The sequence below is a fragment of the Pseudomonas sp. B1-22 genome (assembly GCF_050474425.1).
Taxonomy (GTDB): Bacteria; Pseudomonadota; Gammaproteobacteria; order Pseudomonadales; family Pseudomonadaceae; genus Pseudomonas.
In genome coordinates this window covers 1,017,530-1,043,620 of record NZ_JBCHVH010000002.1, presented here as the reverse complement: position 1 = coordinate 1,043,620, position 26,091 = coordinate 1,017,530, and the positions used below count along the sequence as shown (strand labels likewise).

Annotated in this window: 23 protein-coding genes; 18 read left to right on the top strand and 5 right to left on the bottom strand. The window is 65.0% G+C overall.

All coding sequences use genetic code 11. The features are described from left to right. Positions 1–13 precede the first annotated feature (13 nt). A complete protein-coding gene (locus ACQ5BL_RS11645) occupies positions 14–1,294 on the top strand; it encodes an acyltransferase family protein (RefSeq protein ID WP_207886041.1) in 1,281 nt (426 codons plus the stop codon). A 135-nt stretch (positions 1,295–1,429) separates the two neighbouring features. On the opposite strand, the gene ACQ5BL_RS11640 is transcribed toward ACQ5BL_RS11645, so the two are convergent. Then, positions 1,430–1,828 carry a nuclear transport factor 2 family protein gene (locus ACQ5BL_RS11640; protein ID WP_243806526.1) on the bottom strand — a complete coding sequence of 133 codons (399 nt, stop codon included), beginning with the start codon at positions 1,826–1,828 and terminating at the stop codon, positions 1,430–1,432. Positions 1,829–1,937: 109 nt separating this feature from the next. Between ACQ5BL_RS11640 and ACQ5BL_RS11635 the strand changes: the two genes are divergently transcribed. The 12 genes from ACQ5BL_RS11635 (at position 1,938) to ACQ5BL_RS11580 (ending at position 16,301) form a co-directional block, all read left to right on the top strand. Further along, on the top strand, positions 1,938–2,531 hold the full coding sequence (locus ACQ5BL_RS11635; protein WP_243806524.1) for a GNAT family acetyltransferase: 594 nt from the start codon (positions 1,938–1,940) through the stop codon (positions 2,529–2,531). Next, a complete protein-coding gene (locus ACQ5BL_RS11630) occupies positions 2,531–3,418 on the top strand; it encodes a carbon-nitrogen hydrolase family protein (RefSeq protein WP_243806522.1) in 888 nt (295 codons plus the stop codon). Before ACQ5BL_RS11635 ends, ACQ5BL_RS11630 begins: the two co-directional genes overlap by 1 nt. Before the next feature lie 78 nt (positions 3,419–3,496). Then, positions 3,497–4,048, top strand: a complete 552-nt coding sequence (locus ACQ5BL_RS11625; RefSeq protein WP_243806520.1) for a DUF2846 domain-containing protein — start codon at positions 3,497–3,499, stop codon at positions 4,046–4,048. Positions 4,049–4,212: 164 nt separating this feature from the next. Further along, positions 4,213–5,724, top strand: coding sequence for an arginine/agmatine antiporter (adiC, locus tag ACQ5BL_RS11620; protein ID WP_430293127.1), 1,512 nt, complete (start codon positions 4,213–4,215; stop codon positions 5,722–5,724). A 100-nt stretch (positions 5,725–5,824) separates the two neighbouring features. Next, positions 5,825–8,110, top strand: coding sequence for an Orn/Lys/Arg decarboxylase N-terminal domain-containing protein (locus ACQ5BL_RS11615; protein WP_243806516.1), 2,286 nt, complete (start codon positions 5,825–5,827; stop codon positions 8,108–8,110). 407 nt (positions 8,111–8,517) lie between these two features. Then, positions 8,518–8,784 (top strand): hypothetical protein, encoded by a 267-nt coding sequence (locus ACQ5BL_RS11610; RefSeq protein WP_243806514.1) that lies wholly within the window; start codon positions 8,518–8,520, stop codon positions 8,782–8,784. Between the two features lie 62 nt (positions 8,785–8,846). After that, on the top strand, positions 8,847–9,458 hold the full coding sequence (locus ACQ5BL_RS11605; RefSeq protein ID WP_430293126.1) for a hypothetical protein: 612 nt from the start codon (positions 8,847–8,849) through the stop codon (positions 9,456–9,458). 202 nt (positions 9,459–9,660) lie between these two features. Next, positions 9,661–10,710, top strand: coding sequence for an efflux RND transporter periplasmic adaptor subunit (locus ACQ5BL_RS11600; RefSeq protein ID WP_243806510.1), 1,050 nt, complete (start codon positions 9,661–9,663; stop codon positions 10,708–10,710). 10 nt (positions 10,711–10,720) lie between these two features. Further along, the gene (locus tag ACQ5BL_RS11595; RefSeq protein WP_243806508.1) at positions 10,721–13,897 is read left to right on the top strand and encodes an efflux RND transporter permease subunit; all 3,177 of its coding nucleotides are present in this window, start codon (positions 10,721–10,723) and stop codon (positions 13,895–13,897) included. Next, positions 13,897–15,330, top strand: a complete 1,434-nt coding sequence (locus ACQ5BL_RS11590; RefSeq protein WP_243806506.1) for an efflux transporter outer membrane subunit — start codon at positions 13,897–13,899, stop codon at positions 15,328–15,330. Before ACQ5BL_RS11595 ends, ACQ5BL_RS11590 begins: the two co-directional genes overlap by 1 nt. 53 nt (positions 15,331–15,383) lie before the next feature. Next, on the top strand, positions 15,384–15,965 hold the full coding sequence (locus ACQ5BL_RS11585; RefSeq protein ID WP_243806505.1) for a DJ-1/PfpI family protein: 582 nt from the start codon (positions 15,384–15,386) through the stop codon (positions 15,963–15,965). 33 nt (positions 15,966–15,998) lie between these two features. After that, positions 15,999–16,301, top strand: a complete 303-nt coding sequence (locus ACQ5BL_RS11580; protein ID WP_017519692.1) for a ribbon-helix-helix domain-containing protein — start codon at positions 15,999–16,001, stop codon at positions 16,299–16,301. Positions 16,302–16,585: 284 nt separating this feature from the next. Here ACQ5BL_RS11580 and ACQ5BL_RS11575 read toward each other — a convergent pair whose 3' ends face one another. After that, positions 16,586–18,109, bottom strand: coding sequence for a fumarate hydratase (locus tag ACQ5BL_RS11575; protein ID WP_243806503.1), 1,524 nt, complete (start codon positions 18,107–18,109; stop codon positions 16,586–16,588). Positions 18,110–18,370: 261 nt separating this feature from the next. On the opposite strand from ACQ5BL_RS11575, the gene ACQ5BL_RS11570 reads away from it, so the two are divergent. The 3 genes from ACQ5BL_RS11570 to ACQ5BL_RS11560 are packed head-to-tail and all read left to right on the top strand — an operon-like array spanning position 18,371 to position 21,242. Then, positions 18,371–19,489, top strand: coding sequence for a GGDEF domain-containing protein (locus ACQ5BL_RS11570; protein ID WP_243806501.1), 1,119 nt, complete (start codon positions 18,371–18,373; stop codon positions 19,487–19,489). Next, positions 19,482–20,420: an iron-sulfur-binding ferredoxin reductase gene (locus ACQ5BL_RS11565; protein ID WP_243806499.1), complete on the top strand. Its 939-nt coding sequence runs from the start codon at positions 19,482–19,484 to the stop codon at positions 20,418–20,420. Before ACQ5BL_RS11570 ends, ACQ5BL_RS11565 begins: the two co-directional genes overlap by 8 nt. A gap of 48 nt (positions 20,421–20,468) precedes the next feature. Further along, positions 20,469–21,242, top strand: coding sequence for an enoyl-CoA hydratase-related protein (locus ACQ5BL_RS11560; RefSeq protein WP_243806497.1), 774 nt, complete (start codon positions 20,469–20,471; stop codon positions 21,240–21,242). Positions 21,243–21,652: 410 nt separating this feature from the next. Here ACQ5BL_RS11560 and pyk read toward each other — a convergent pair whose 3' ends face one another. The 3 genes from pyk to ACQ5BL_RS11545 form a co-directional block, all read right to left on the bottom strand. After that, positions 21,653–23,104: a pyruvate kinase gene (pyk, locus tag ACQ5BL_RS11555; protein WP_207886023.1), complete on the bottom strand. Its 1,452-nt coding sequence runs from the start codon at positions 23,102–23,104 to the stop codon at positions 21,653–21,655. A 107-nt stretch (positions 23,105–23,211) separates the two neighbouring features. Then, positions 23,212–24,120 carry a universal stress protein gene (locus ACQ5BL_RS11550; RefSeq protein WP_243806496.1) on the bottom strand — a complete coding sequence of 303 codons (909 nt, stop codon included), beginning with the start codon at positions 24,118–24,120 and terminating at the stop codon, positions 23,212–23,214. 147 nt (positions 24,121–24,267) lie between these two features. Further along, complete coding sequence (locus ACQ5BL_RS11545) at positions 24,268–25,074, bottom strand: tetratricopeptide repeat protein (protein ID WP_207886021.1); 807 nt, start codon at positions 25,072–25,074, stop codon at positions 24,268–24,270. 99 nt (positions 25,075–25,173) lie between these two features. Here ACQ5BL_RS11545 and ACQ5BL_RS11540 point away from each other — a divergent pair, with 99 nt between their 5' ends. Both ACQ5BL_RS11540 and ACQ5BL_RS11535 read left to right on the top strand, forming a co-directional pair. Beyond that, complete coding sequence (locus tag ACQ5BL_RS11540) at positions 25,174–25,545, top strand: tetratricopeptide repeat protein (RefSeq protein WP_207886020.1); 372 nt, start codon at positions 25,174–25,176, stop codon at positions 25,543–25,545. A 76-nt stretch (positions 25,546–25,621) separates the two neighbouring features. Further along, positions 25,622–26,044, top strand: a complete 423-nt coding sequence (locus ACQ5BL_RS11535; protein ID WP_243806495.1) for a DUF4124 domain-containing protein — start codon at positions 25,622–25,624, stop codon at positions 26,042–26,044. Positions 26,045–26,091 lie beyond the last annotated feature (47 nt).

Sequence of the window (26,091 nt, the reverse complement as noted above, 5' to 3'; positions counted from 1 at the left end):
TAGGAGAGCGGCGTTGAGTACGATTCAGAAGGAACGATTCATCGGCCTGGAGTGGCTGCGCTTCCTGTTGGGTATCTACGTGGTGATCTACCACACCCTGCACAGCTACCCGGCGGAGCAGAAGTTCGCAGGCCTCGACGACCTGACCAGTCTGGGGTTCTTTGCCACCAGCACCTTCTTCGTGTTGTCGGGCTTCCTGCTCTGCCACGTCTACGTCAGCGACGGGCAACTGCGTGAAAGCCCGCGCAGCTTCTTCACCAAGCGGCTGTCCAACCTTTACCCGCTGCACATCTTCTCGATCCTGCTGACAATCGCCGTGCTGCTGACTGTCAGTGGACTGGGCATCGGCCCGGACATCAACCAGGCCACGCCGCGTTTCGTCATCTACGACACCAACGAAGTGATCGGGCGACTGCAGCCGCAGCTGTTCCATCACTGGATGAGCGACCGCGAGCTGCTGTTCAACAGCATCCTGCAGCTCACCATGATGCAGGCATGGAACCCGTATTACCTGACCTTCAACGCGCCGCTGTGGTCGTTGTCGACGCTGTTCTTCTTCTACCTCTGCTTCCCCTATGTGGCGCCTAGGCTGGCGCGTGTGCAGCACAAGTGGCGGCTGCTGATCATCCTCTGGCTGCTGTACCTGGTGCCGCCGCTGCTGGTGGTGGCCAGCCAGGAGTACGGCATGCCCTGGACCGGCCTGCTGCACCGCAACCCGCTGTTGCGCCTGCCGGAGTTCCTCAGCGGTATCGTCGCCTACGGGCTGTTCCGCCAGTACAAGGATGCCGGCCGCACGCCGGGGCGCGGGCTGACATTGGCCATGGGGGGCTTCGTGCTGCTGAATTTCCTGGTGGCGGACTACCTCTACACCCACGGCGCCAAGTTCTGGTACTTCCTGCTGCACAACGGCCTGCTGCTGCCGGCGCAGTTGATGCTGGTGTACCTCAGTGCGTTGCCGCGCGACTCCGGCAGCAGCCTGATCCGCCGCTGGTCGCCGCGCCTGGGGGCGGCGTCGCTGTCGTTGTTCGCCCTGCACGTGCCGCTGTTCACTCTGTTCTCGCGGACCGAGAAGCTGATCCGCGCACCGGGGGACTGTCTGGCCGACTGGGCTTTCTGCGTCGACGCCGCGACCCATCAGCAGCTGTCGCTGTGGCTGTACCCGCTGTTCCTGCTGTTCATGGTAACGAGCTGCGTGCTGGTGCAGGAGCGCTGCGTGGTGCCGGTGCGCAAGTGGCTGGTGCGGCATTTGCTGCCGGTGCCGTCGTCACGGTCGCGGGTGGTGACGGAGTCCTGAGCCTTTGCCGTCGGCCTTGCCGACGGTTCGCGGGCATGGCCCGCTCCTACAGGGAAACTCGGTGCCGCTGCTCTTGTAGGAGCGGGCCATGCTCGCGAGCTGCAATGCACCGATGGATCACGATGCGCGCCGACCTCAACCCACCTGCGCCTGCCAGTCGTTGAGGTTGTAGTAGTTGGTCACCCGCGCGACCTTGCCGTCGCGGATCTCGAAGAAGGCGCCGGCCGGCAGCACGTAGGTCTGCCCGTTGGCCGGCGGCAGGCCCTCGTCGGTGCTCAGGTACTCACCATGCACGACGAACTCCGCCGCGCCGCGCGTGCCGTCGTCGCTGACCATCACCACGATATCCGCCAGACGCTCGCGGTAGCAGCGGTTCATGTGCTCCATGAAGCGTGCGAAGGCCGCCTTGCCCTGTTGGCGCTCGCCCTGGTTGATGTCGTGCACCACCTCCTCGTGCAGCAGGCCGAGGAAGGTGGGCATGTCGCCGGCGTTGAAGGCGGCGTAGTAGGCACTGATCAGGGCCTTGGCGTGCATGGGTATGCTCCTGTCGCGGGTAGGGCTTAAGGCGGGTTTGTCGGCCATGATAGGTTGACCTGTCAGCCATCACTTTGCCGTTTGCGGCATCCAGCGGACGAAAACGACCATGCCCACGGACATCCGCCTGCTCAGCGGCGGCGCCATCCGCCCCTTCATCGATGATCTGGCGCGCCTGCGGATCACCGTGTTCCGCGAGTTCCCCTATCTCTACGAAGGCACCCCGGAATACGAGGCGAACTACCTGGATACCTACGTGCGCTCGCCCTGGAGCTTGTGCGTGCTGGTGCTCGATGGGAGCCACGTGGTCGGCGCCTCCACAGGCCTGCCGCTGGCGGACGAGACCGACGAGTTCCAGCGGCCCTTCCTCGAACAGGGCTGGAACCCCGAGCGTATCTTCTACTTCGGCGAATCGGTGCTGTTGCCGGCCTACCGCAATACCGGCCTGGGCCTGCGCTTCTTCGAGGAGCGCGAGCGTTATGCGCGGGGGCTGCAACGCTTCGACTGGTGCGCCTTCTGCGCAGTGCAGCGGCCGCCGGACCATCCGGCGCGCCCCGCCGGTTACCGGACGCTGGATGAGTTCTGGCGGCGCCGTGGCTTCACTCCCCATCCGGAGCTGCACACCGAGTACCACTGGCGCGACGTTGGCGAGTCGGGCGAAAGCGCCAAGCCCATGTCCTTCTGGCTCAAGGAGCTGACCTGATGATCCGTGTTGCCGCCTGCCAGTATGCCATCGAGTTGCACGAAAACTGGGAGGCCTACGCGCAGCACCTGGAAAACCTCTGCGCCGAAGCGGCGGGGCAGGGCGCGCGCCTGCTGGTGCTGCCCGAATATGCTGGACTGGTGCTGAGCGGCTTGCTGCCGATGGAGGTGCGCAGCGATCTGCACGGCTCCATCGCCGGCCTGCAGCCTTGGCTGCCCAAGTGGTTGACGCTGTGCGAATCCATCGCGCGGCGCATGAACCTCTATTTCGTGCCGGGCTCCGCACCGGTGCTCGACGCGGACGGCCGTTACCGCAACCGCGCCTGGCTGTTCGGCCCCAATGGCCTGCTCGGCACCCAGGACAAGCTGCTGATGACGCGCTTCGAGCGCGAGCAGTGGAACATTGTCGGTGGCGAAGGCTTGCGCGTGTTCGAGACGGAATTTGGCCGGCTGGGCATCCTGATCTGCTACGACAACGAATTCCCGCTACTGGCGCGTACCCTCGCCGAGCAGGAGGTGGACCTGATCCTCGCGCCCAGCTGCACTGACACCGAGGCCGGCTACCACCGCGTGCGCATCGGTGCCCAGGCCCGTGCGCTGGAGAACCAGATCGCGGTGCTGCATTCGCCCACGGTGGGCCTCGCGCCCTGGTCGCCGGCCCTGGACGAGAACGTCGGCCGCGCCGGCCTCTACGTGCCGCCGGACTACGGCATGCCTGCAGATGGCGTGCTGGCGCTGAGCGAGGAATTGATGCCTTCGGAAAGCCGCTGGTTGTTGCACGACCTGGACCTGGACGAAGTACGCCGGGTACGCCGCGAAGGGCAGGTATTTACCCGCCGCGACTGGCCGGAGCAGTTCACGACGGGGCGGTTGCAAATCCTCAGCTGAGGAGACCCGGACTTTCGACGGGTGGCAAGGCGCGGTGCCGTGGTTATGCTCCGGGCATAACCATAAGAGGGACACCCCATGCTCCGACTGGCCCTGTGCGCCTTCCTCCTGCTGCTGGCCGGCTGCAGTTCGCCCGGTGCGTTCTTCGGCGCGCTCGATGGCCCGATGTTCAGTGCGCAGCCGAGCGATCCGCAGCATGCGACGGTGTACATCTACCGTCCGCAGAACCAGTGGTCCGACGAGGAGCTGGAGGCGCCGGGGCTGTTCCTCAACAACGAGCTGATCGGCAGCCTGCCGAGCAACGGCTACTTCGCCATGACCTTCGCGCCGGGCAGCTATCCCTTACAGATGCGTCGCCCGCTGCTGGGCAGCTTCTGGACCTTCTTTGCCGGTGGCACCCTGGACTTCACTCTGATCTCAGGCTTCGCCCTGGAGGCCAAGGCCGGCGAGGTCTACTACCTGCGCTACGACGAAAGCCACACGCCGCCCAAGTTCCAGCACAACGCCGGGGAGGGCGCCGGCCCGCTGAACCTGGTGGGCAATGAGCTGGGCTCGCGGGAGATCCCCGCCACGCGCCAGGTGCAGGAGCCGGTGAGCATTGCTGCGGACGGCAAGGAAGTGCCGCGCTAGCAGCGAGGGCGTTATCCAGGTTGTGAGCCTGCATCCCCTGGAACAGTGCTGTTTCATTATTAGCTGCCTAAGGAATTTTCGGCCTGTGCTTTGGGAATCCGAGCGATTTCGAGGCCCTTGGCGGCGGCACAAGAATCGTGACTCCACTTTCCTGGAGTCACGCTATGGAACAAGCCGACAGCAACAAGATCGGGGTGGTGGCGGCCACCCTGATGGTGGCGGGAAACATGATGGGCTCGGGGGTTTTCATGCTCCCGGCCAACCTCGCCACCACCGGTGGCATCGCCCTCTACGGGTGGTTCATCACCATCGTCGGCGCCGTGTCGCTGGCTCTGGTCTTCGCCAAGTTATCGGCGATCGATCCTGCGGCGGGCGGCCCCTATGCCTATACGAAGAAGTCCTTCGGCAACTACATGGGTTACCAGACCAACCTGATCTACTGGTTGGCCAACGTGGTGGGCAACGTCGGCCTCGCGGTCGCCGGCCTGGGTTACCTCTCTCACTTCTTCCCCAGCCTGAAGGACCCGCTGGTGTCCGCCCTGGGGCAGATCGCAGTGATCTGGTTCTTCACCTACGCGAACATCCTCGGTCCGTCGGTGGTCGGCAAGCTGCAGTCGTTCACCACGATCTTCGCCCTGTTCCCCATCATCGGCATGGCGCTGCTGGGCTGGTTCTGGTTCAGCGGCGACATCTACGAGGCGGGCTGGAACGTGTCCGGCAAGAGCGGCTTCGAGGCGGTGGGGTCGACGCTGAACTACACGCTCTGGGCTTTCATCGGTGTGGAGAGCGCCTCTGTGTCGGCGGGCGTGGTGCGCGACCCCGCGCGCAACGTGCCGATCGCGACGGTCGGCGGCGTCCTGATCGCAGCGGTCTGCTACGTGCTCAGCTCCACGGCGATCATGGGCATGATCCCGAACAAGGACCTGCTCGCCTCCAGTGCCCCCTTCGCCGATGCGGCGCGTCTGGCGCTGGGTGATACCGCCGCCAACATCGTGGCCCTTTGCGCGGCGATCGGTTGCCTCGGCTCGCTGGCCGGCTGGACGCTGTTGGTCGGGCAGACCGCCAAGGCGGCAGCGGATGACGGTCTGTTCGGCAAGGTCTTCGCCAAGGTCAATGCCAAGGGCGTGCCCTCGGCAGGCCTGGCCATCGTCGCGGCGATCATGAGCATCCAGGTGCTGGCGACCATGTCGCCCACCGCCAGCGAACAGTTCGGCAAGATCGCGTCGATCGCGGTGATCATGACGCTGTTGCCCTACATCTACTCGGCCATCGCCATCAAGGTGATGGGCTACCAAAAGATGCCCGCGCGGCAGTATGGATTCTACACCTTCGTCGGCATCATCGCGGCCATCTACAGCCTCTGGGCGATGGTCGGCTCCGATGGCGAGCAGACCCGCTGGTCGCTGATCTTCGTGGTCTCCACGATCATCTTCTACGAGCTGTCGATCAACAGCATGCGCACCGTCGAGGAAACCGGCGTGCATCCGGGCGGCGTGTCGCCGGGCTGGATCCGCTTCGGCACCCTGGCGCTGACCATCCTCGCGCTGGTGGCCATGTTCTGGGTCTCGGTCGGCCGCCACGACAACCTCAACCTGCGTCCCCGGGTGCCGCAACCGGCAGCCGCCGTCTCCACCACCGCTGCCGCACCGGCCGCCGTGGTACCCGCCTCCAACTGATCCCTTCGCCTGCACGCGCCTTCTCCGATGGCGCTGAAGGCGGGGCAGGCGCCTGCCTGGCTGGCGGCTCGAGTGCCGCCAGCCGATTCAAGGAGTTTCCATGTCCGAGTCCGTTACCAAGAACACACTGGATGTCGTGGTGCTGATGGTCCACGAGGCGCTGGAGCAGCCCTCGTCAGCGGGGCGAGCTGCGCGTGCGCTGGTTCAGGATCTCGAACGTCGTGGCGTGACCGTGCTGCTCGCTGCGACCGCCGACGACGCCTGTGCCGTCATCGATTCGAACCCGGCCCTGCAATGCGTGCTGCTGAACTGGGAGTTGCCCGACGGGGCGCAGCCGGTGCTGGACAGGTTGCGCCAGCGGCATGCGCAGCTGCCTGTCTTCCTCATGGCATCGCGCGGCAACGCAGCTTCTATCGACCTGAAGGCGCTGCGCCAGTCGGACGACTTCATCTGGCTGCTGGAAGACACCACCGACTTCATTGGTGGCCGGATCATTGCCGCCGTCGAGCGTTATCGCGACGTGGTGTTGCCGCCGATGTTCAAGGCGCTGATGAAGTTCTCCCGCGTCTACGAATACTCCTGGCATACCCCGGGCCATACCGGCGGCACCGGCTTCCTCAAGGCCCCGGCCGGGCGCGCCTTCTTCGACTTCTTCGGCGAGGAGTTGCTGCGCTCGGACCTGTCGATCTCCGTCGGCGACCTCGGCTCGCTGCTCGATCACAGCGGCCCCATCGGCGAGAGCGAGCGTTACGCTGCGCGAGTTTTCGGCGCCCATCGCAGCTACCACGTTACCAACGGCTCCTCGACCTCCAACCGGGTCATCCTGATGGCCAGCGTCACTCGTGATCAGATCGCCCTGTGCGACCGCAACTGCCACAAATCGGCCGAGCACGCGATGACCATGTCCGGGGCGATCCCGACCTACCTGGTGCCGTCACGCAACCATCTAGGCCTGATCGGCCCGATCCTGCCCGAGCGCCTGACGGCAGTGGCGGTGAAGCGTCATATCGCCGACAACCCGCTGGTGCACTCGGGCATCGACCCTACGCCGCGCCACGCGATCATTACCAACTCCACCTACGATGGCCTTTGCTACAACGTGGCGCGAGTCGAGGAGCTGCTCGGCCAGAGTGTCGACCGCCTGCACTTCGACGAAGCCTGGTACGGCTATGCGCGCTTCAACCCGCTCTACCACAAGCGTCACGCCATGCATGGCGATCCGGCGGAGCACACGGCGGATCGCCCCACGGTATTCGCCACCCAATCCACCCACAAGCTGTTGGCGGCGTTGTCCCAGGCCTCGTTCATCCATGTGCGCGATGGGCGTAACCCGGTCGATCACGCGCGCTTCAACGAGTCCTTCATGATGCACGCGTCCACCTCGCCGCAGTACGCGATCATCGCTTCCAACGATGTGTCGGCAGCGATGATGGACGGACAGGGCGGGATGGCGCTGACCACTGATGCGATCCGTGAGGCGGTGGCATTCCGTCGTTTGCTGGCGCGCTTGAACAACGACTTCGCCGAGCAGGGCGACTGGTTCTTCGACGCCTGGCAGCCCGATGAGGTGCGTGATCCGAAGACGGGCCGCAAGGTGCGGTTCTTCGAGGCGGACGAGGAGCTGCTGGTCGGCGACCCGCGTTGCTGGACCCTGGCGCCGGGCGCTCGCTGGCACGGTTTTGGCGAGATCGAGGATGGCTACTGCATGCTCGATCCGATCAAGGTTTCGGTGGTGACGCCGGGCGTCTCGCCCAGTGGTGCGCTGATGCCGGTCGGCATTCCCGCTGCGGTGCTCACGGCCTACCTGGCGCAGCAGGGCATAGTGGTGGAGAAGACCACCGACTTCACCCTGCTGTTCCTCTTCTCCATTGGTGTGACCAAGGGCAAGTGGGGCACGTTGGTGAACGCGCTGCTGGGCTTCAAACGCGACTACGACGCGAACCTTCCGCTGTCACGCGCGCTGCCGCAGCTGGTCGCCAGCTGGGCGGAACGCTACGGCGACATGGGGCTCAAGGACCTCTGCGACCGGATGTTCGAAAACATGGCCGAACTGCAGACCACCACCCTGATGGGGCAGGCCTTCTCGTTGCTGCCCGAGCCGCGCCTGACGCCAACTGCCGCCTACGAGCAACTGGTGAAGAACAACATCGAGCGACTGACCCTGGACGAAATGAGCGGCCGTACCGTGGCGACCGGCGTAGTGCCCTATCCGCCGGGCATCCCGCTGCTGATGCCGGGCGAGAATGCCGGTGCGGGTGACGGACCTGTACTGGGTTACCTGAAGGCGCTGGAAGCTTTCGATCAGCGCTTCCCGGGCTTCGCCCACGACACCCATGGCGTCGAGGTGGAGGACGGTTTCTACCGGATCGCCTGCCTCAAGGAGTGACGTCCGCCGGCGTGCAGACCCGTCCGGTGCATGGATGAAAGTTTCGAAGGGCTCGGCGTCAAACCAGCAATGGCAAGCCCCTGACGGGCGTATCGGGAGACCGGTACGCCCGTTCTTTTTTTGCGATGCAAGACCGTTTACGCGCAGTAGTTTCTCGGAGTCTTGCTCAGATCCTGTAGGAAATTGGCGTAACTGATCTCGGGCCTGTCCGTATCTGATTCCGCCCCGATTTCAGCGCTCCGGATGCCGATTAAGGTAGCGAATCCCGCCTCGGGCTACGGCCTCTGGTGCAGCCTTTCCAGCTGTCCCGCTGGGCTGTCGGTGAACCGTCCTCACTAGGAGTCGCTATGTATCTTCGGTCCGCTTTTGCCGCGCTGGCACTCAGCTGTCTCCCTCTGACCGGTTGCATGACCGATCAGGAGTTTCTTGCGCAGAACCAGAGCGCCGCGATCAACGCGACCGTCTCGCGCGCCAGGTTCGAGCTCAATTGCCAGGATGTGACCGTCTCGGTCCTGTCGAGCAAGGTCACCCAGGTTCGGTTCGCCAACGTGAACAACCGAACCGAATACACCATCGGCGCCCGCGGCTGTGGGCGCCAGGCGGTGTACATCACCTACTGCCTGGATCCGAGCACCTGCAATGCCATCAGCGATACCGCCCGGGTTGCCGAGTAGCGATGGGATTGCCGCGCGTCGAGCCCTGTTTCCACACCACCGAGCCCAAGGAGGGTTCAACCATGCATATCCTCAAGTCCCTGCCGCTGATCAGTGCCCTGGCATTCGCGATTGCGGCCCCGGCGATGGCTGCGGATATCCCGCTGGGTACTGCCGTCGAGGCCGACGAGGTCGTGACCAAGGTCGTTTCCGTCGATGCCAAGGATCGCCGCATCGTGGTCGAAGACGTGGCAGGCAAGCCGGTCACCGTGCAGGTCACTGATGCCGCTCAGGACCTGGGCCATCTGAAAGCAGGTGACTACATCGCGGCACTGGTCATCCACTCCGCCGCCTTCGACTTCGACACCAAGGTACAGAGCCAAGCCCCGGGCGGTATCGAGGCCGATGGTGCCGCACTGGCTACCCCGAGCAATCCGCATCCGGGCGGTGATGCTTTCCGCATGGCGCGTGTGCAACTGAAGATCGTCGGGATCAACGTCAAGAAGCATGAGCTCAGCTTCGAAGGTCCGGACGGCACCACCAAGGTCGTTTCCGTCGACGATCCGAAGCTGCGCAGCAAACTGGGCGAGTTGAAGATCGGCCAGATGCTCAACGTGACCTATGAGGACACCTTGCAGATCGTCACCGCCCATCCGGTCGCACAGGCAGCAGCGCCGGCCAAGTCCACCAATTGATTCAACCCCGGAGCTCCTGAGAGAGCACAGGAGCTCCCTCCCTCGCTTTTTTATCGCCGCCCGGCGATGACCAATGGAATTCACCATGCGTTTGACTGATCTCGGCTGCCATTGCGCAGTGTTATTCGCCGCTGTTTGCCTCGCGGCCTGCGGACCGGATGGAAAGGCCCCTGCAGGCGCCGCTCCGATAGACGTCACTACCGTGACGACGAAGCCCGAGAGCTTGCCGGCGAGCATCACCTTCGTCGGCCAGACGCAAAGCCCCCAGGCCGTGGACATTCGTGCGCGAGTGAATGGCTTCCTCCTCAAGCGCAACTACGTCGAGGGGAGCATGGTGAAGACCGGCCAGTTGCTGTTCGAGATCGATCACGCGCCATTCCTGGCTGATCTCGCCTCGGCCAAGGCCGAGTACGAGGCGCAGAAGGCACGCTACGAGCGGGCCAAGGCCAATCTGGATCGCGTCCTGCCGCTGGCAGCGGAGAAAGCCCTGAGCCCGAAGGACCGTGACGACGCCATTGGCAGCGCCAAGGCCGCGGAGGCCTCCATGCAGGCGGCGCTGGCCCAGGTCAGGACCCAGGAGCTGAACCTCTCCTACACCTATATCCGTTCGCCGGTAGAGGGTGTCAGCGACTACGCGAAGGTAAACGACGGTACCTACGTCAATACCAGCAACAGCCTGCTGACCACGGTGTCGACCCTGGATCCCATGCGGGTGGTCCTGAGCGTGAGCGAGGAGCAGTTCCTCGCCATGCGCAACCTGGTCGACCGCGGCCGCCTGGTCATGCCCGCCGACGGGCGCATGGAGGCCGATCTGCTGATGGCCGATGGCTCCAGCTATCCGCATACCGGCGTGGTGACCTTCACCTCGACCTCGTTCAGCCAGCAGACCGGCACCTTCATGGTGCGTGCCGATTTTGCCAACCCCAAGGGCGACCTGCATCCGGGGCAGTTCGTGCGCGTCACGCTCAAGGGCGCGAGCTACCCCAATGCCATCCAGGTGCCGCAGCGGGCGGTCATGCATGGGCCGAAAGGCGATTTCGTCTATATCGCCGGCACCGATGGCAAGGCCGAGGTTCGCCCGGTGCAGGTGGCCGAGCCGTCCGGTGCCTTCTGGCGGGTCGAAGACGGCCTCAAGGGCGGGGAGCAGGTGGTGGTCGACGGCGCGGGGAAACTCATGCCCGGCGCACCACTGAAAGTGACCGGCGCGGCGCCTGCCGGCAGCTTCGGCGGCCCCGCCGCGAAGCCTGAGTGAGGAGCCCGCCATGCTTTCGCGCTTCTGTATCGACCGACCGATCTTCGCGATGGTGCTGTCGCTGATCATCATCATCGCGGGCGGCGTGTCGATCTTCGCCCTGCCGGTGGCGCAGTATCCGGACATCACCCCCATCCAGATTACCGTGACGGCGACCTATCCGGGCGCCGACTCGCAGACCATCGCTTCCACCGTCGCCGCACCTATCGAGACGCAGGTCAACGGCGTGGACAACATGTTGTACATGCAGTCGGTCAGTTCGCCCACCGGGCAGATGACCCTCAACGTGTACTTCGATATCGGTACCGACCCGGACATCGCCCAGGTCCAGGTGCAGAACCGCGTCAGCCAGGCGCTGGCGCAACTGCCGCAGTCCGTCCAGGCGAACGGCGTCAACGTGCAGAAGCGCTCCTCCAGTTTCCTCATGCTGCTGGCGATCTACTCCCCTGACGACAGCTTCGACCAGCAGTACGTCGGCAACTACGCCAACCTGTACGTGCTGGACACGATCAAGCGCATCCAGGGAGCGAACCAGGCACAGATCATGGGTGACGCCGACCTTGCCCTGCGTATCTGGCTCAAGCCTGACCGGATGGCCGAACTGGGTATCACCGCGAACGACGTGCAGAACGCCGTCAGCCAGCAGAACCAGCAGTTCGGCGCCGGCAACATTGGCCAGGCCCCCTCCCAGGGACAGATGGAGCTCACCTATCCCCTGGTGACGCCGGGGCGCATGAAGACCGCCAAGGAGTTCGAGGACATCATCTTGCGCGCCGACTCCAACGGGACCGCTATCGTGCGCCTGGGCGACGTGGCCAGCGCGGAGATCGGACTCAATCAGTACACCATGCGCTCGGCTATCAACGGCAAGACCGCCACTCTGATCGCCGTCTACCAGCAGGCCGGGTCCAACGCGCTGGAGGTCTCGAAGAACGTCCGCGCGGCCCTGTCGGATATGTCCAGGACTTTCCCCCATGGCATCGACTATGTCGTCTCGCTGGATACCACGGAATTCGTACGCTCCTCCATCCACGAGGTGGAGGTAACGCTGCTTATCGCCATCGCGCTGGTGGTGCTGGTGGTGTTCGTCTTCCTGCAGAGCGTGCGCAGTACCCTGATCCCGGTCGCCGCGGTGGTGGTGGCGGTAGTGGGCACCTTTGGCACCCTGCTGGCGCTGGGGTTCTCCATCAACCTGCTGACGCTGTTCGCCCTGGTGCTGGCGATCGGCATCGTGGTGGACGATGCCATCGTGGTGGTGGAGAACGTCGAGCGGAACATGGAGGAGTTCAAGCTCAGTGCCCGCGATGCGACGATCAAGGCGATGGAGGAAGTGACCGGGCCGGTCGTCGCCATCGTGCTGGTGCTGTGCGCAGTGTTCATTCCCGTGGCGTTCGTCAGCGGGACTACGGGGCTGCTGTATCGGCAGTTCGCCCTGACCATCGCCTGCTCGGTGGTCATCTCCGGCTTCGTGGCCCTGAGCCTGTCGCCGGCCCTGGCCTCGCTGATTCTCAAGCCTGGGCAGCACGCCCGCTGGAAAGGCTTCCAATGGTTCAACACGGCCTTCGACAAGCTGACCCATGGCTACGTCAGCCTGGTCTCCGTGGTGGTGCGGCGGATGCTGGTGGCGCTGGCGCTGTTCGCCGGCATGCTGCTGTGCATCTACGTGCTGTTCTCGCGCATCCCCACCAGTTTCGTGCCGGAGGAAGACCAGGGCTACCTGCTGGTGGCCGTGATGATGCCCGACTCGGCAAGCCTCGACCGGACCGAGGCCACCACCGAGCAGGTCGCCACCTTGTTCCGTCAGCATCCTGCCGTGCAGGACGCTTCCGCGGTGTCCGGCTACAGCTTCATCGACGGACAGAACCAGACCAACATGGGCACGGTGTTCATCAACCTGAAGCCGTCCGAGCAGCGCAAGGGCTTCGCGCTCTCCGCCGATGGCGTGATACAGGCACTGTATCCCAAGCTCGCGAGCATTCCCCAGGCGCGGATCATCCCGATCAACCCGCCGTCGATCCCCGGTCTGGGCACCCAGGGCGGCTTCGAGTTCTGGGTGGAGAACCGTGGCGACGGCGATGCCAAGGAGCTGCAGAATGCAACCTGGAAGATCATTGGCGCCAGCGCCAAGCGCCCTGAACTGTCCGGTCTGATCAGTACCTTCCAGGCGTCCACCCGGCAGATGCGCATCGCCGTGGACAACTCGAAGGCCGAGACGCTGGGCGTACCCATGGCCGATGTCTATGGGGCGCTGCAAACCCAGTTCGGCTCTTCCTACGTCAGCCAGTACGTGCTGGGCAGCCGGGTATGGCAGGTGATCCTGCAGGGTGCGCCGCAATACCGCGGCTCGCCGACGGACCTGGGCTATCTCTACGTCAAGCAGAAGAACGACAAGATGATCCCGCTGTCCGCCCTGGTGAAGACCGAGTTCACGTCCGGCCCGAGCCTGGTGACGCGCTTCAACAACTTCCCGGCGGCCAAGATCACCGGTAACGCGGGCGCGGGCTACAGTTCCGGTGACTCCATCGCGGCGATGCAGCAGCTTGCCACCCAGGAGCTTCCCGCAGGCTACAGCTACGCGTGGAGCGGCGAAGCCTTCGAGGAGAACAAGTCGGGCAATACCACAGTGCTGGTGTTCATCTTCGGCATCATCATGGTGTTCCTGATCCTGGCGGCACAGTACGAGTCCTGGTCGCTGCCGCTGACTGTGCTCAGCGCGGTGCCGTTCGGCATCTTCGGTGCGCTGGTGGCGATCTGGGCGCGCGGCATTCCCAACGACGTGTACTTCCAGATCGGCCTGGTCACCCTGGTGGGGCTGGCGGCGAAGAACGCGATCCTGATCGTCGAGTTCGTCATCCTCCAGCGCCAGGCGGGGCTTTCCCCGCTGGACGCGGTGCTCAAGGCCGCCGAGCTGCGTCTGCGTCCGATCATCATGACTTCGCTGGCCTTCATCTTCGGCGCCGTGCCGCTGGCCATCGCCACGGGCGCCGGGGCCAACTCTCGCCACTCCATCGGCACCGGCATCATCGGTGGCATGCTCGCCGCCACCAGTCTGGCGCTGCTGTTCGTACCGTTGTTCTCCTACCTGGTCGAGCGCGCTGGCGAACGGCGCAAGAAGAACAAGGGAGTCGCGCCAGCGCCTGTCGTCGCGAGCGCCAACGATAGCGGCTCTGCCACGGAGGCCCACTGATGGACGCCCGGAAACTCTTGCTGACGCTGGCGTTGGCCTGCGTCTCGGGCTGCATGATCGGTCCGGACTATCAACGGCCGGACATCACCGTGCCATCCTCGTTCCGGGCTCACCTGACGGATACCACTGCCGGGGTCGCCGGCCCCTGGTGGGGGCAGTTCGGCTCGCCGACCTTGACCTCGCTGGTCAGCGAAGGCCTGCGCAATAACCTTGATCTGCAGCGGGCCACCGCGCGCATCGAACAGTTCCGTGGACAATTGCGCACTGTCCGCGCGGGGCTGTTCCCGCAGCTCGGCCTGGGGCTAAATGCCCAGCGTGGGCGGAGCGATCAATTTGTCGATACGCCCCTCTCGGGCTTCGATGGTGTCGCCAATCAATATCAGAGCGGCCTGAGTGCCAGCTGGGAGATCGATCTCTGGGGCCGTCTGCGCCGGCAGAGCGAGGCGGCCAGCGCGCAATTGCTGGGAGCCCAGTACGCACAGCGTGGTGTGGCGCTCAGCCTCGCCAGCTCGATCAGCGAAGGCTATCTCAACCTGCTCGCGCTGGATGAGCAACTCGTCATCGCGGAGCAGACAGCACAGGCGCGCAAGGATGCGCTGGATATCTTCCAGAAGCGTTATGACCGTGGTGTGGTGAGGCAGATGGAGCTCAGCCAGGCGCAGAACGATTACTGGGCGACCCAGGCCTCGATACCGCCTTTGAAGGCCAGGATCGCTGCGGCGGAGAACTCGCTGTCGGTGCTGCTCGGTCGTGTACCGGGTCCCATCGTCCGTGGCGAACGCCTGTCTTCGTTGCGTCCACCGAAGCTGCCGGATGTACTGCCGGCCAGCCTGCTATCGAGACGGCCGGACCTGTTGCAGGCAGAGCAGGCGGTGGTGGCCAGCAATGCGATGGTCGGTGCGACACAGGCGTTGTACCTGCCGGACCTGAACCTTTCCGGGATGATCGGCTTCAGCCGTGGCGAGAGCGGACAATTGTTCGAGAGTGCTTCGAAGATCTGGAACCTGGCCCTGGGCCTGAACCAGACCGTCTTCGATGCCGGAGCGATATCCGGGCAGGTGCTCGAAGCGAAGTCCCAGTACCAGCAATCGGTCCTGGCCTACCAGGGAGCCGTCCAGTCGGCACTGAAGGATGTGAACAACGCTCTGGTCGACACCCGCGAATCGGCTGCGCAGCATGCGGCCGTCGAGCGGCAGGTGAGTGCGTTGCAGACCTATGCCAGTCAAGCTCGCCGGTTGTATGAAGGTGGGTACTCGACCTATCTGGACGTCACGACTTCGGAGGAGAAACTCTTCGACGGACAGCTTCAGGAAGTGGACAGTCGGCTGGCTACGCTGAATGCATTCAATTCGCTGTACCTGGCGGTCGGCGGTGATCTGGGAGCGCAGCGGTGTAGTAGCGGCGTATTACCCGCTGTCTGCTCGACTGACTAAGCTCTCCCGCATGCCCGGCCACCAAGGCCGGGCCCTGCCGGGAGGATGCCCAGATGGCCGCGAAGAAGATCCTGATGCTGGTCGGCGACTACGCCGAAGACTACGAAACCATGGTGCCGTTCCAGGCACTGCTGATGGTCGGGCACATCGTCCATGCCGTCTGCCCGGACAAGAAGGCCGGCCAGAGCATCCGCACCGCGATCCACGATTTCGAAGGCGACCAGACCTACAGCGAGAAGCCAGGCCACAACTTCGCGCTGAACGCCACCTTCGCCGATGTGCGCGCCGAGGACTACGACGCGTTGCTGATCCCCGGTGGCCGCGCCCCGGAATACCTGCGCCTGAACGCGAAAGTCATCGAACTGGTGAAAGCCTTCGACGCCGCGAAGAAGCCCATCGCCGCCGTCTGCCATGGTGCCCAGTTGCTGGCCGCTGCCGGCGTGCTCAAGGGGCGCGCGTGCAGCGCCTACCCGGCCTGCGGTCCGGAAGTGACCCTGGCCGGTGGCGAGTATGTGGACATTCCGGTGGACGCCGCCCACGTCGATGGCAACCTGGTCACCGCCCCGGCCTGGCCGGCGCATCCGGCATGGTTGGCGAAGTTCCTCGACGTGCTGGGCACGAAGATCAGCCTGTAGACTGGCCCATCATCGAAGCTGGAGAAGCCGTCCATGTGCGAACTCTATGTAAAGGCCGACCCGATCCTCTATGAGTCGCGCTCTCGCTCGCTGCGCATCCGTGGCGTGGTCACCACGCTGCGCCTGGAGAACCAGTTCTGGGACATCCTGCGGGAGATTGCCGAGGTGGACGGCATGACTACCAACCAGTTGATCGCCAAGCTCTATGACGAGGTGATGGACTATCGCGGGGAGGTGGTGAACTTCGCTTCCTTCCTGCGGGTGAGTTGCACGCGATTCCTGGCCCAGCGCCGCGATAACGTTGTGGAGTTGAACCGGGTGCCGCGCAGCGCGTGATCGATTGTGCGGGCCATGCCCGTCTTTCGCGGACGAAGTCCGCTCCTACAGGAGAACACCGCCGTCGCAGGCTCTTGCAGGAGCGGATCTTGTCCGCGAAATCGGCACGATTCTGCGGGATTCGCGGACGAAGTCCGCTCCTACGGTGATGCACCGTAGCTACCGGTTCTTGTAGGAGCGGATTTATCCGCGATTGCCCGGCCGGTGCGCCGAAGCCACAAACATCCCATGCATGAAAAAGCCCGGCACTTGGCCGGGCTTTTTCATAGGGAGAAGGTGAAGGATTACTTCACTTCCACCGCCAGGTTCTCGGCGATCTTCTTCTGCCAGATGGCCGGGCCGGTGATGTGCACCGACTCGCCCTTGGTGTCGACCGCAACGGTCACCGGCATGTCCTTCACTTCGAACTCGTAGATTGCTTCCATGCCCAGTTCGGCGAAGGCCAGGACCTTGGACTTCTTGATCGCCTGGGCGACCAGGTAGGCGGCGCCGCCTACGGCCATCAGGTAGACGGCCTTGTTGTCCTTGATCGCTTCGATGGCGATGGGGCCGCGCTCGGACTTGCCGATCATGCCCAGCAGACCGGTCTGCTCGAGGATCTGGCGGGTGAACTTGTCCATGCGGGTCGCGGTGGTCGGGCCTGCCGGGCCAACCACTTCGTCACCGACCGGATCGACCGGGCCGACGTAGTAGATGAAGCGGCCTTTCAGGTCCACCGGCAGCTCTTCGCCCTTGTTCAGCATGTCGACCATGCGCTTGTGCGCGGCGTCGCGGCCGGTGAGCATCTTGCCGTTGAGCAGGATGGTCTCGCCCGGTTTCCAGCTCTGCACTTCTTCCGGGGTGATCTTGTCCAGGTCGACGCGGCGCGCGGACGGGCCGGCTTCCCAGACGATTTCCGGGTAGGCGTCCAGGGACGGCGCTTCCAGTTCGGCCGGGCCCGAGCCGTCGAGCACGAAGTGCGCGTGGCGGGTGGCGGCGCAGTTGGGGATCATGCAGACCGGCAGGGACGCTGCGTGGGTCGGGTAGTCCATGATCTTCACGTCGAGCACGGTGGTCAGGCCGCCCAGGCCCTGGGCGCCGATGCCCAGCTGGTTGACCTTCTCGAACAGCTCCAGGCGCAGCTCCTCGATGCGGTTCTGCGGGCCGCGGGCCTTCAGTTCGTGGATGTCGATCGGGTCCATCAGGACTTCCTTCGCCATCACCGCGGCCTTCTCGGCGGTACCGCCGATGCCGATGCCGAGCATGCCCGGCGGGCACCAGCCGGCGCCCATGGTCGGAACGGTCTTCAGCACCCAGTCGACGATGGAGTCGGACGGGTTGAGCATGGCCATCTTCGACTTGTTCTCGGAGCCGCCGCCCTTGGCCGCGACGTCCACTTCCACGGTGTTGCCCGGGACGATGGAGTAGTGGATCACTGCCGGGGTGTTGTCCTTGGTGTTCTTACGCGCACCGGCCGGGTCGGCCAGGATGGAGGCGCGCAGGACGTTTTCCGGCAGGTTGTAGGCGCGACGCACGCCTTCGTTGATCATGTCGTCGACGCTCATGGTGGCGCCGGCCCAGCTCACGTCCATGCCCACGCGAACGAAGACGGTGACGATGCCGGTGTCCTGGCAGATCGGGCGATGGCCGGTGGCGCACATGCGCGAGTTGATCAGGATCTGCGCCATCGAGTCCCGGGCGGCCGGCGATTCTTCGCGCAGGTAGGCCTCATGCATGGCCTGGATGAAATCAACCGGGTGGTAGTAGGAGATGAACTGCAGGGCATCGGCGACGCTCTGGATCAGGTCGTCTTGCTTGATCACGGCCATGGAGCACGGTCCTCTTCAGGCAGGTATTACAGGCGCAAGGCCTGTTACGTCGGGAGTTCGCCGGCACGGTTCCGGCGAAAAAAGGCGCCGTAGTATACCGCTGCGGCCGCTTGCCGCGCACCCGCCGGTGATCCGACATTGGTCACAGGGGGCCGCCGCTGTTTTTAAAAAGCCACACGGGCGCCCACATTCCGGTCGGCTAGGCATCCGGGCGCTTTGATAGTAGATTGAAGGCCACGTGCCATTACGGGATGGAGCCCCATGAGCACACTGCTGAAACAGCGCGCCTTACAAAAACTACTCATCAGGCGATTCGGCATGGCCGTCGGCACCTATGCGCTGGCGCAACTGTTGCTATGGATGGCGGTGTTCGGCGATTTCTTTCGCGGCACCGTTGCCTTCGCACTTGGTTGCACCGTATTGGTGGTGGCGAGCCAGCTTGTCTTCTTCTGGTTGTTCCTCACCGGGCGCAACCAACGCTTCTCCGACCCCAGCATGACCGAGCCGCAGGTGCTGGTCGCGCTCCTCTGGCACACCCTGTTCCTGGCCAACGTCGATACCGCGCGGGGCACCCTGATGGTGTTCTACGTGCTGATCCTGCTGTTCGGCGTGTTCCAGTTGCAGCCCAGGGTTTTCGCCCGCTGCGCGGCGCTGGCGTTCATCGCCTTCGCCGGCCTTAACCTGTGGGAGGCCTTCCAGCAGCGCCTCGAAGTGCCCGCCCAGGCGATTCTGCAACTGCTGGTGCTGTTCATCGTGCTGGTCTGGCTCAGTCTGTTCGCCGGCTATGTCCAGGCCTTGCGCCAGCGCATGCGCCAACGCCGTTACGCGCTGCAGGCGCACCAGGACACGCTGCGCGGGATGATGCGCCAGCTGGAGGACCTGGTGGCCACCGACGAGCTGACCGGCCTGTACAACCGCCGTCACTTCCTGCGCCTGGCCGGCCGCGCGCTGGACGAGATGCAGCTGAGCCAGCGTCACGGTCTGGCGCTGATCGACCTGGACCACTTCAAGCGCATCAACGATATCCACGGCCACGCCGCTGGCGACCGCGTGCTGCAGACCTTCGCCGCGGTGGCGCGTGCGTGCCTGCGCGAGGGCGACATCCTGGCGCGCTACGGCGGCGAGGAGTTCGTCCTGCTGCTGCCCAATGCCGACGCCGACCGCCTGGCCACCTGCTGCGAACGGCTGCGCACGGCCTATGCCGCCGCCGAGCCGATAGGGGTGAATATCGAAGTGCTGAGCCTCTCGGCGGGGATGACCCTGCTGGAGCCGACCGACGATCTCGACGAGGCCTTGCAACGGGCCGACCAGGCGCTCTACCGTGCGAAACGCAGCGGACGTAACCGCTGCGATGCCGCATGGGAGTGGACGCGTGCCTGAGATACAGGCCGGATCGCAACGCTTTTCGGTAAGCCCCGGAGTCAACCTGCTCGATGCCCTGCACGGGGCCGGCGTCGCCGTGCCCTACAGCTGCCGTGCCGGCAGCTGCCATGCCTGTCTGGTGCGCTGCACCCGCGGCGAGGTGCTCGATGCGCAGCCCGATGCGCTAGACACCGCGCGGCGCGAGGAGGGCTGGCGCTTGTCCTGCCAGTGCCGGGTCGTTGAAGACCTCGCCGTGGAAGTCTTCGATCCGCAGCGCGATGGGCTACCCGCCAGCGTCGCCGAACTGGACTGGCCGGCGCCGGACGTGCTGCGTTTGCGCCTCATCCCGCAACGCCCGCTGCGCTACCGCGCCGGGCAGCACCTGATCCTCTGGAGCGCCGAGGGCGTGGCGCGGCCGTACTCGCTGGCGAGCGTGCCGGGTGTCGATCCCTGGCTGGAGTTCCACATCGATTGCCGCCTGCCCGGTGCCTTCAGCGACTTCGCCCGCCAGCTGAAGCCGGGTGACAGCGTCCGCCTGGGCGAGCTGCGCGGCGGCGCCTTGCACTATGACCCCGAATGGCATGAGCGGCCGTTGTTGCTGATGGCGTCGGGAACCGGCCTGGCGCCACTCTGGGGCGTGCTGCGCGAGGCGTTGCGCCAGCATCATGCCGGCCCCATCCGGGTCATTCACCAGGCCCATGACGCTGCCGGCCACTACCTCGCCGGACCGCTGCGGGCGCTTGCCGCCGCGCACCCGGAACTGGAGGTGACGCTGATGACCACGGCCGAGTCGGCCGCCGTTATGGCACAACTCCGGCTTGTTTCGCGACGGACCCTCGCCTTACTCTGCGGCCACCCCGACAGCGTCGATGCCTTCGCCCGCCGCCTCTATCTCTGTGGCGTACCGCGCGGCCAGACGCTCGCCGACCTGTTCCTGCCCCACGCCTGAGCCGGCGCGCGGCTCCACCCAACAGAATTCCAAGAAGAAGGATTTGCCATGAGCGAACAGATTCTCGTCGAACGCGAACAGGGCCTGCTGATCCTGCGCCTGAACCGTCCGGACAAGATGAACGCGCTGACCCGCACCATGTATTCCGCCCTGGCCGACGCGCTGGAGGCGGCGCAGACGGACCGCTCCGTGCGTGTGGTGATGATCACTGGCGGCGCCGAGTGCTTCACCAGTGGCAATGACATCGTCGATTTCCTCCAGCAGCCGCCCAGCGGCCCGGACAGCCCGGTGTTCCGCTTCATGCGCGCGCTGATGGACTTCACCAAGCCGGTAGTCGCGGCAGTGGCCGGCCCCGCCGTGGGCATCGGCACCACCCTGCTGCTGCACTGCGACCAGGTTTTCGTTGCCCAGGGCACCAAGTTCAAGATGCCTTTCGTCAACCTCGGCCTGTGCCCGGAGTTCGGCTCCAGCTTCCTGGTGCCGCGCCTGGTCGGCCCGGTCAAGGCTGCCAGCCTGCTGATGCGCGGTGAGGGATTCACCGGCGAGCAGGCGGTGGCGTACGGCATCGCCAATGAAGCGCTGGCCGATGGGGCCGCCGCCATCGAGCGCGCCCACGAGGTCTGCCAGGCGCTGCAGCAACTGCCGCCAGCGGCGGTGGCGTTGAGCAAGCGTCTGCTCAAGGCGCCCTACATCGAGCAACTGCGCCAGGTGGTGGCGGAGGAAGGGCAGCTCTTCGTCGAGCGCCTGCACTCGCCGGAGGCCCAGGAGGCGCTGAGCGCCTTCACCCAGCGCCGCCAGCCGGATTTCTCGAAGTTCCTGTGAGGCACCTGTTGACGCCGTACCCCTTGTAGGAGCGGGCCCTGCGCGCGATCGCGGGCATGGCCCGCTCCTACAGTGGAATGCCGGTGTCACCCGGTGGCGTAGGAGCGGACTCTGTCCGCGATAGGTCCGCATCGCGGGTAATGGTTGCCCACACAATCTGTGGAGTGCGCTGTGGATAAGCTCTGGGACGACCCGGCTAGCCCACGGAAGACGCGGCCTGCAGGGGATTGAGCGGTATTTGAGCGACGCCTGGCAGGTTGCCCACATAAGGTGTGGAAGGTGCTGTGGATAAGCTTGGGGCCAAGGTGCCGAGCCCGCACGGCGCCTGGCTTTCAGCGCATTGGTTGCCCTTTGAGCAACCCCAAATGAAAAGGCCGCCCGAGGGCGGCCTTTTCAGTGGCACAACAGGATCAGACCAGCAGGTCGCCCACGTGCAGCACCTTCATGGTGTTGGTGCCGCCCTGGGTGGTGTAGCTGTCGCCCTTGGTCAGGATCACCCAGTCACCCTTGGTCACCACGCCGCGCTGCAGCAGCGCGTCGACGGCTTCCTGGCTGACACGCTCCGGCGGCAGGGCGGCCGGGTCGAAGGGGATGGTTTCCACGCCGCGGAACAGCGCCACGCGGGCCTGGGTTTCGCGGTGCGGGGAGTAGGCGAAGATCGGTACCGAGGAACGGATGCGCGACATGATCAGCGGGGTATAGCCGCTTTCGGTCAGGCAGATGATCGCCTTGATGCCGGGGAAGTGGTTGGCGGTGTACATGGCCGCCAGGGCGATGCTCTCGTCGCAGCGCTCGAAGGTCTGGCCGATACGGTGGCTGGACTTCTTGGTGGTCGGGTGCTTCTCGGCGCCGGCGCAGATGCGCGCCATGGCCTTGACCGCTTCCACCGGATATTCGCCGGCGGCGGATTCGGCCGAGAGCATCACGGCGTCGGTGTAGTCGAGCACGGCGTTGGCCACGTCGGAAACTTCCGCGCGGGTCGGCATCGGGTTGTGGATCATCGACTCCATCATCTGGGTCGCGGTGATCACGGCCTTGTTGTAGCGGCGCGCGTGCAGAATGATCTTCTTCTGGATGCCCACCAGCTCGGCATCGCCGATTTCCACGCCGAGGTCGCCACGGGCCACCATCACGGCGTCGCTGGCACGGATCAGGCCGTCCAGGGCTTCGTCGTCGGCCACGGCTTCGGCGCGTTCGATCTTCGCCACCAGCCAGGCGGTGCCGCCGGCTTCGGTGAGCAGACTGCGGGCGTATTCCATGTCCTTGGCGTCACGCGGGAAGGACACGGCAACGTAGTCCAGGTCCATGCTCGCGGCCAGTTTGATGTCGGCCTTGTCCTTCTCGGTCAGGGCCGGCGCGGTGAGACCGCCGCCACGGCGGTTGATACCCTTGTGGTCGGACAGCGGGCCACCGATCAGCACTTCGCAGACCAGTTCGTCAGCCTTCACTTCCTTCACCGCCATGACCACGCGGCCATCGTCCAGCAGCAGCTCGTCGCCCACGCCGCAGTCCTTCACCAGGTCCGGATAGTCGATGCCGACCACTTGCTGGTTGCCTTCGGTGCGCGGGTGGCTGGTGGAGAAACGGAAGGTGTCGCCGACCGCCAGTTCGATGCGCTTGTTGGCGAACTTGGCGATGCGGATCTTCGGACCCTGCAGGTCACCCAGCAGCGCCACGAAGCGGCCATGCTTGGCGGCGATGTCGCGGACCAGCTTGGCGCGGGCGCGGTGTTCGTCGGGAGTTCCGTGGGAGAAGTTCAGGCGGGCGACGTCGATCCCAGCGAGGATCAGCTGTTCCAGGACTTCGGGGGAGTTACTGGCTGGGCCGAGGGTGGCGACGATCTTGGTGCGGCGAAGGGACATGCGGGACTCCTAGGGGAAAGCAAGCAGCGGTCAGGCGGCCCGGAGAACCTGCGGCGGTTCTCTGGGCTGCCAGGACGCCATCTTACTCTGTTTCAGATGACAGGGTTTCAGCTGACAGGTCTGATCACCAGCAAATCGCATTCCACTTCTTCGAGCACCCGTTCGGCGGTCTGGCCGATCAGCGCGTTATCGAACTGCCCTCGGGCGACCGCGCCCATCAGCAGCAGGTCGATGCCGTTGTCGCGCACGTAGGCGGGGATCACCTCTTCGGCAAAGCCCTGGCCCAGATGGCTGCGGGTACGGTCGATGGCCGGGTATTGCGTCAGCAGGGCATCGAAGGCGTCGCGGTGGTGCGCCTCGGTGCGCCGCACGTAGTCGTCATAGTTGGCCAGCAGCTCGGCATTGAAGGCCAGGGTCTGCGGGACGGCGACATAGGCGTGCAGGTAGTGCGCCTGCAGATTCAGGCGCTGCTCGAACTCGCGGGCCACGCCGATCAGGCGATGCTCAAGCGCCGCCGGTTTATCGCTGGCGTGCAGCGGGTCGAGCGCCGCGCACAGGCGTTCGCCGCGCCACTGGCCGTGCTGCACCAGCCACAAGGGCTGCGGACAGTGGCGGATCAGCTGCCAGTCGTGATTGGTCAGCACCAGGCGCTTGAGCAGGCTGTGGTGGTGCGCGGACTTGAGCACCAGGTCGGGCTGGCTCTGCTCGCAGTACAGGACGATCTGCCGGTGCAAGGGTTTGCCCCAGAGCGCCTGGCACTTCACCTCGATGCCGGCCTGGCGCAGGGGCGCGGCGAGTTGCTCAAGCCGCGCCAGGCGCAGGTCGAGCAGGCTCTGCCGGCCCCGTTCGAGGTCGGCCTGGTCCAGCAGCAGGCTGTTGTCCAGGGCCGGGTTGAACTCGCAGGCCAGCAGTTCCAGGCGGGCGCCGCTGCGTTCGGCGATCCACTGGGCGCGGGTGAGCGCGGGCTGGTCTTCGCGGGTGGGGTCGATGACGACGAGCAGGTGCTGGAGTTTCATGTCGGCTTCCTCGCGCGGGCTGCGACCATTGCAGACCAAGCCTAGCGCGTAGCGCTTGATCTGGGTCAGCGAGGGAGGGATTGCCGATGACGGCCGTGGCGCGGACGTGAGCATCGTCACCGCCGCGCACACGGGGCCCGGAAACACTCAGTTGCGCTGGCTGTTCAGTGCCCGGTCGAGATGGTTCGCTGCCTTGCCGGCGAGGTCGCCGTTGGGGTACTCGGCCAGTTGCCGACGCAGGTAGGCGATGGCCTGGTCGCGGTTGGCGTGGGGGTTGTCCGGCGCCATGTACATCAGGCCGAGCTGGTAGAGCGCCTTTTCGCGGATGTCCGCCGGAATGGCCGGGTCATTGGCGCCCAGCAGATAGAGCTGCGCGGCTTCGTCGACGCGGTCCTTGAGCACCGCGCGGCGCGACAGCAGGGTCATGTCCGGGTCGAGGCTGGGCTTGTTCAGGTCGAGGTTGTATTGCGGCTTCCAGTCCGCCAGCAACTCGCGGGCATTCTTCTGCACCGGGTCCTTGGCGCGCTGGCGGATCATCAGGATGCGCGCATCGGCGTGGGCGGCGGCCTGGGTGCCGGGGAATTCGCGGTCGATGCGCTGGAAGTACTGCAGCGCCTTGGCGTCGTCACGCTGGTCGTTGAAGCGGCTCATGTAGATCAGGCCGATCTGGTACAGCGCGATGGCGCGCACTTCCGGGCCGTAGCGGGTGTTGTCGTAGCCGGTCAGGTAGAGCTGCTCCGCTTCGGCGCTCTTGCCGTCGCGGATGGCCTGGGCGCTGTAGGTCAGCAGGTCGCCTTCCTCTTCCACCGCGGCGGTCATGCGCTTGTTCTTCAGCTGCTTGTATTCGGCGACTTCACCTGTGGTGACCTGTGCGACGAACAGCGGCGTGGTGGGGGCGCAGGCGGCCAGCAGGGGCAGGAGCATGGCAAAGGGCAGGGCGAAAGCTGAGCGCATGGCATCTCCTTGGCGCCAGGGCGTGATCCGCGCCAGTCTAGTGGTGGGCTTCAGTACGGCCAAGACAGGCCGATACACTTCCCAACGGAGGATATGCCCATGCGAACCCTGGCCACCCTGCTGCTGCTCCTGAGTGTTACCGGATGCACCAGCTGGTCGATGAATTACCACCTGAACAACGCCTATCGCTCGTACAAGAGCGGCGATTGCGAGCGGGTCATGCTCGAACTCTCGGAAACCGAGCGCAACAGCCGCGCGCGGCCCTGGCTGCAGCCGGAAATCTCCATGCTGCGGGGGCAATGCCTGGAGCGGCAGAAGTTCTTCGTCGACGCCGCACAGACCTACCAGTTCATCATCGCCCGCTATCCGACCAGCGAGTATGCTTACCGCGCCAAGGCCCGGCTGGAGACGCTGCGCCTGAATGGCCGTCTTCCCGGCGATACCGCGCGCAGTTATCCGGTCACGCCCTGACCGCCGGTCGGTGGCGAACTTGAGCGCCCCCGATCGCTGACTAATCTCATGGAGTGACTTCACGGAGGAGGCTGGAATGCGTGCGCTGTGGCTCTGCGTCTGGTGTTTTCCCCTGTTGGCTAACGCCGACATCTATCGCTGGACCGACGCGCAGGGCAAGGTGCATTTCAGCGAAACCCCACCGCCGGGGGCTCAGCGCATCGAAGTGAAGCCCCAGGTCGTCGAGCGTGACGCGGCGACCCGCGAGCGGGAGGAGCGCGCCACCCGCTTCTACGATGCCCGTCGTGACGAGCAGGCCGCCGCACAAGCCAAGGCGACCGAACAGCAGGCCAAGCTGAGCGCCCAGTGCGCGCAGTGGCAGCAGGGCCTGGACAACCTCAGTCTGGGCGGTCGCTACTTCACGCAGGAAAGCGACGGTAAACGCACCTACTACAGCGATGCACAGATCGACGCCGCCCGTCGCGAGCTCGAAGCGCGCCTGGCGGAAGGTTGTCGTTAGGACTGGCCCCGAACGGGCGGCATTGCCATACTGGACGATATTTCATA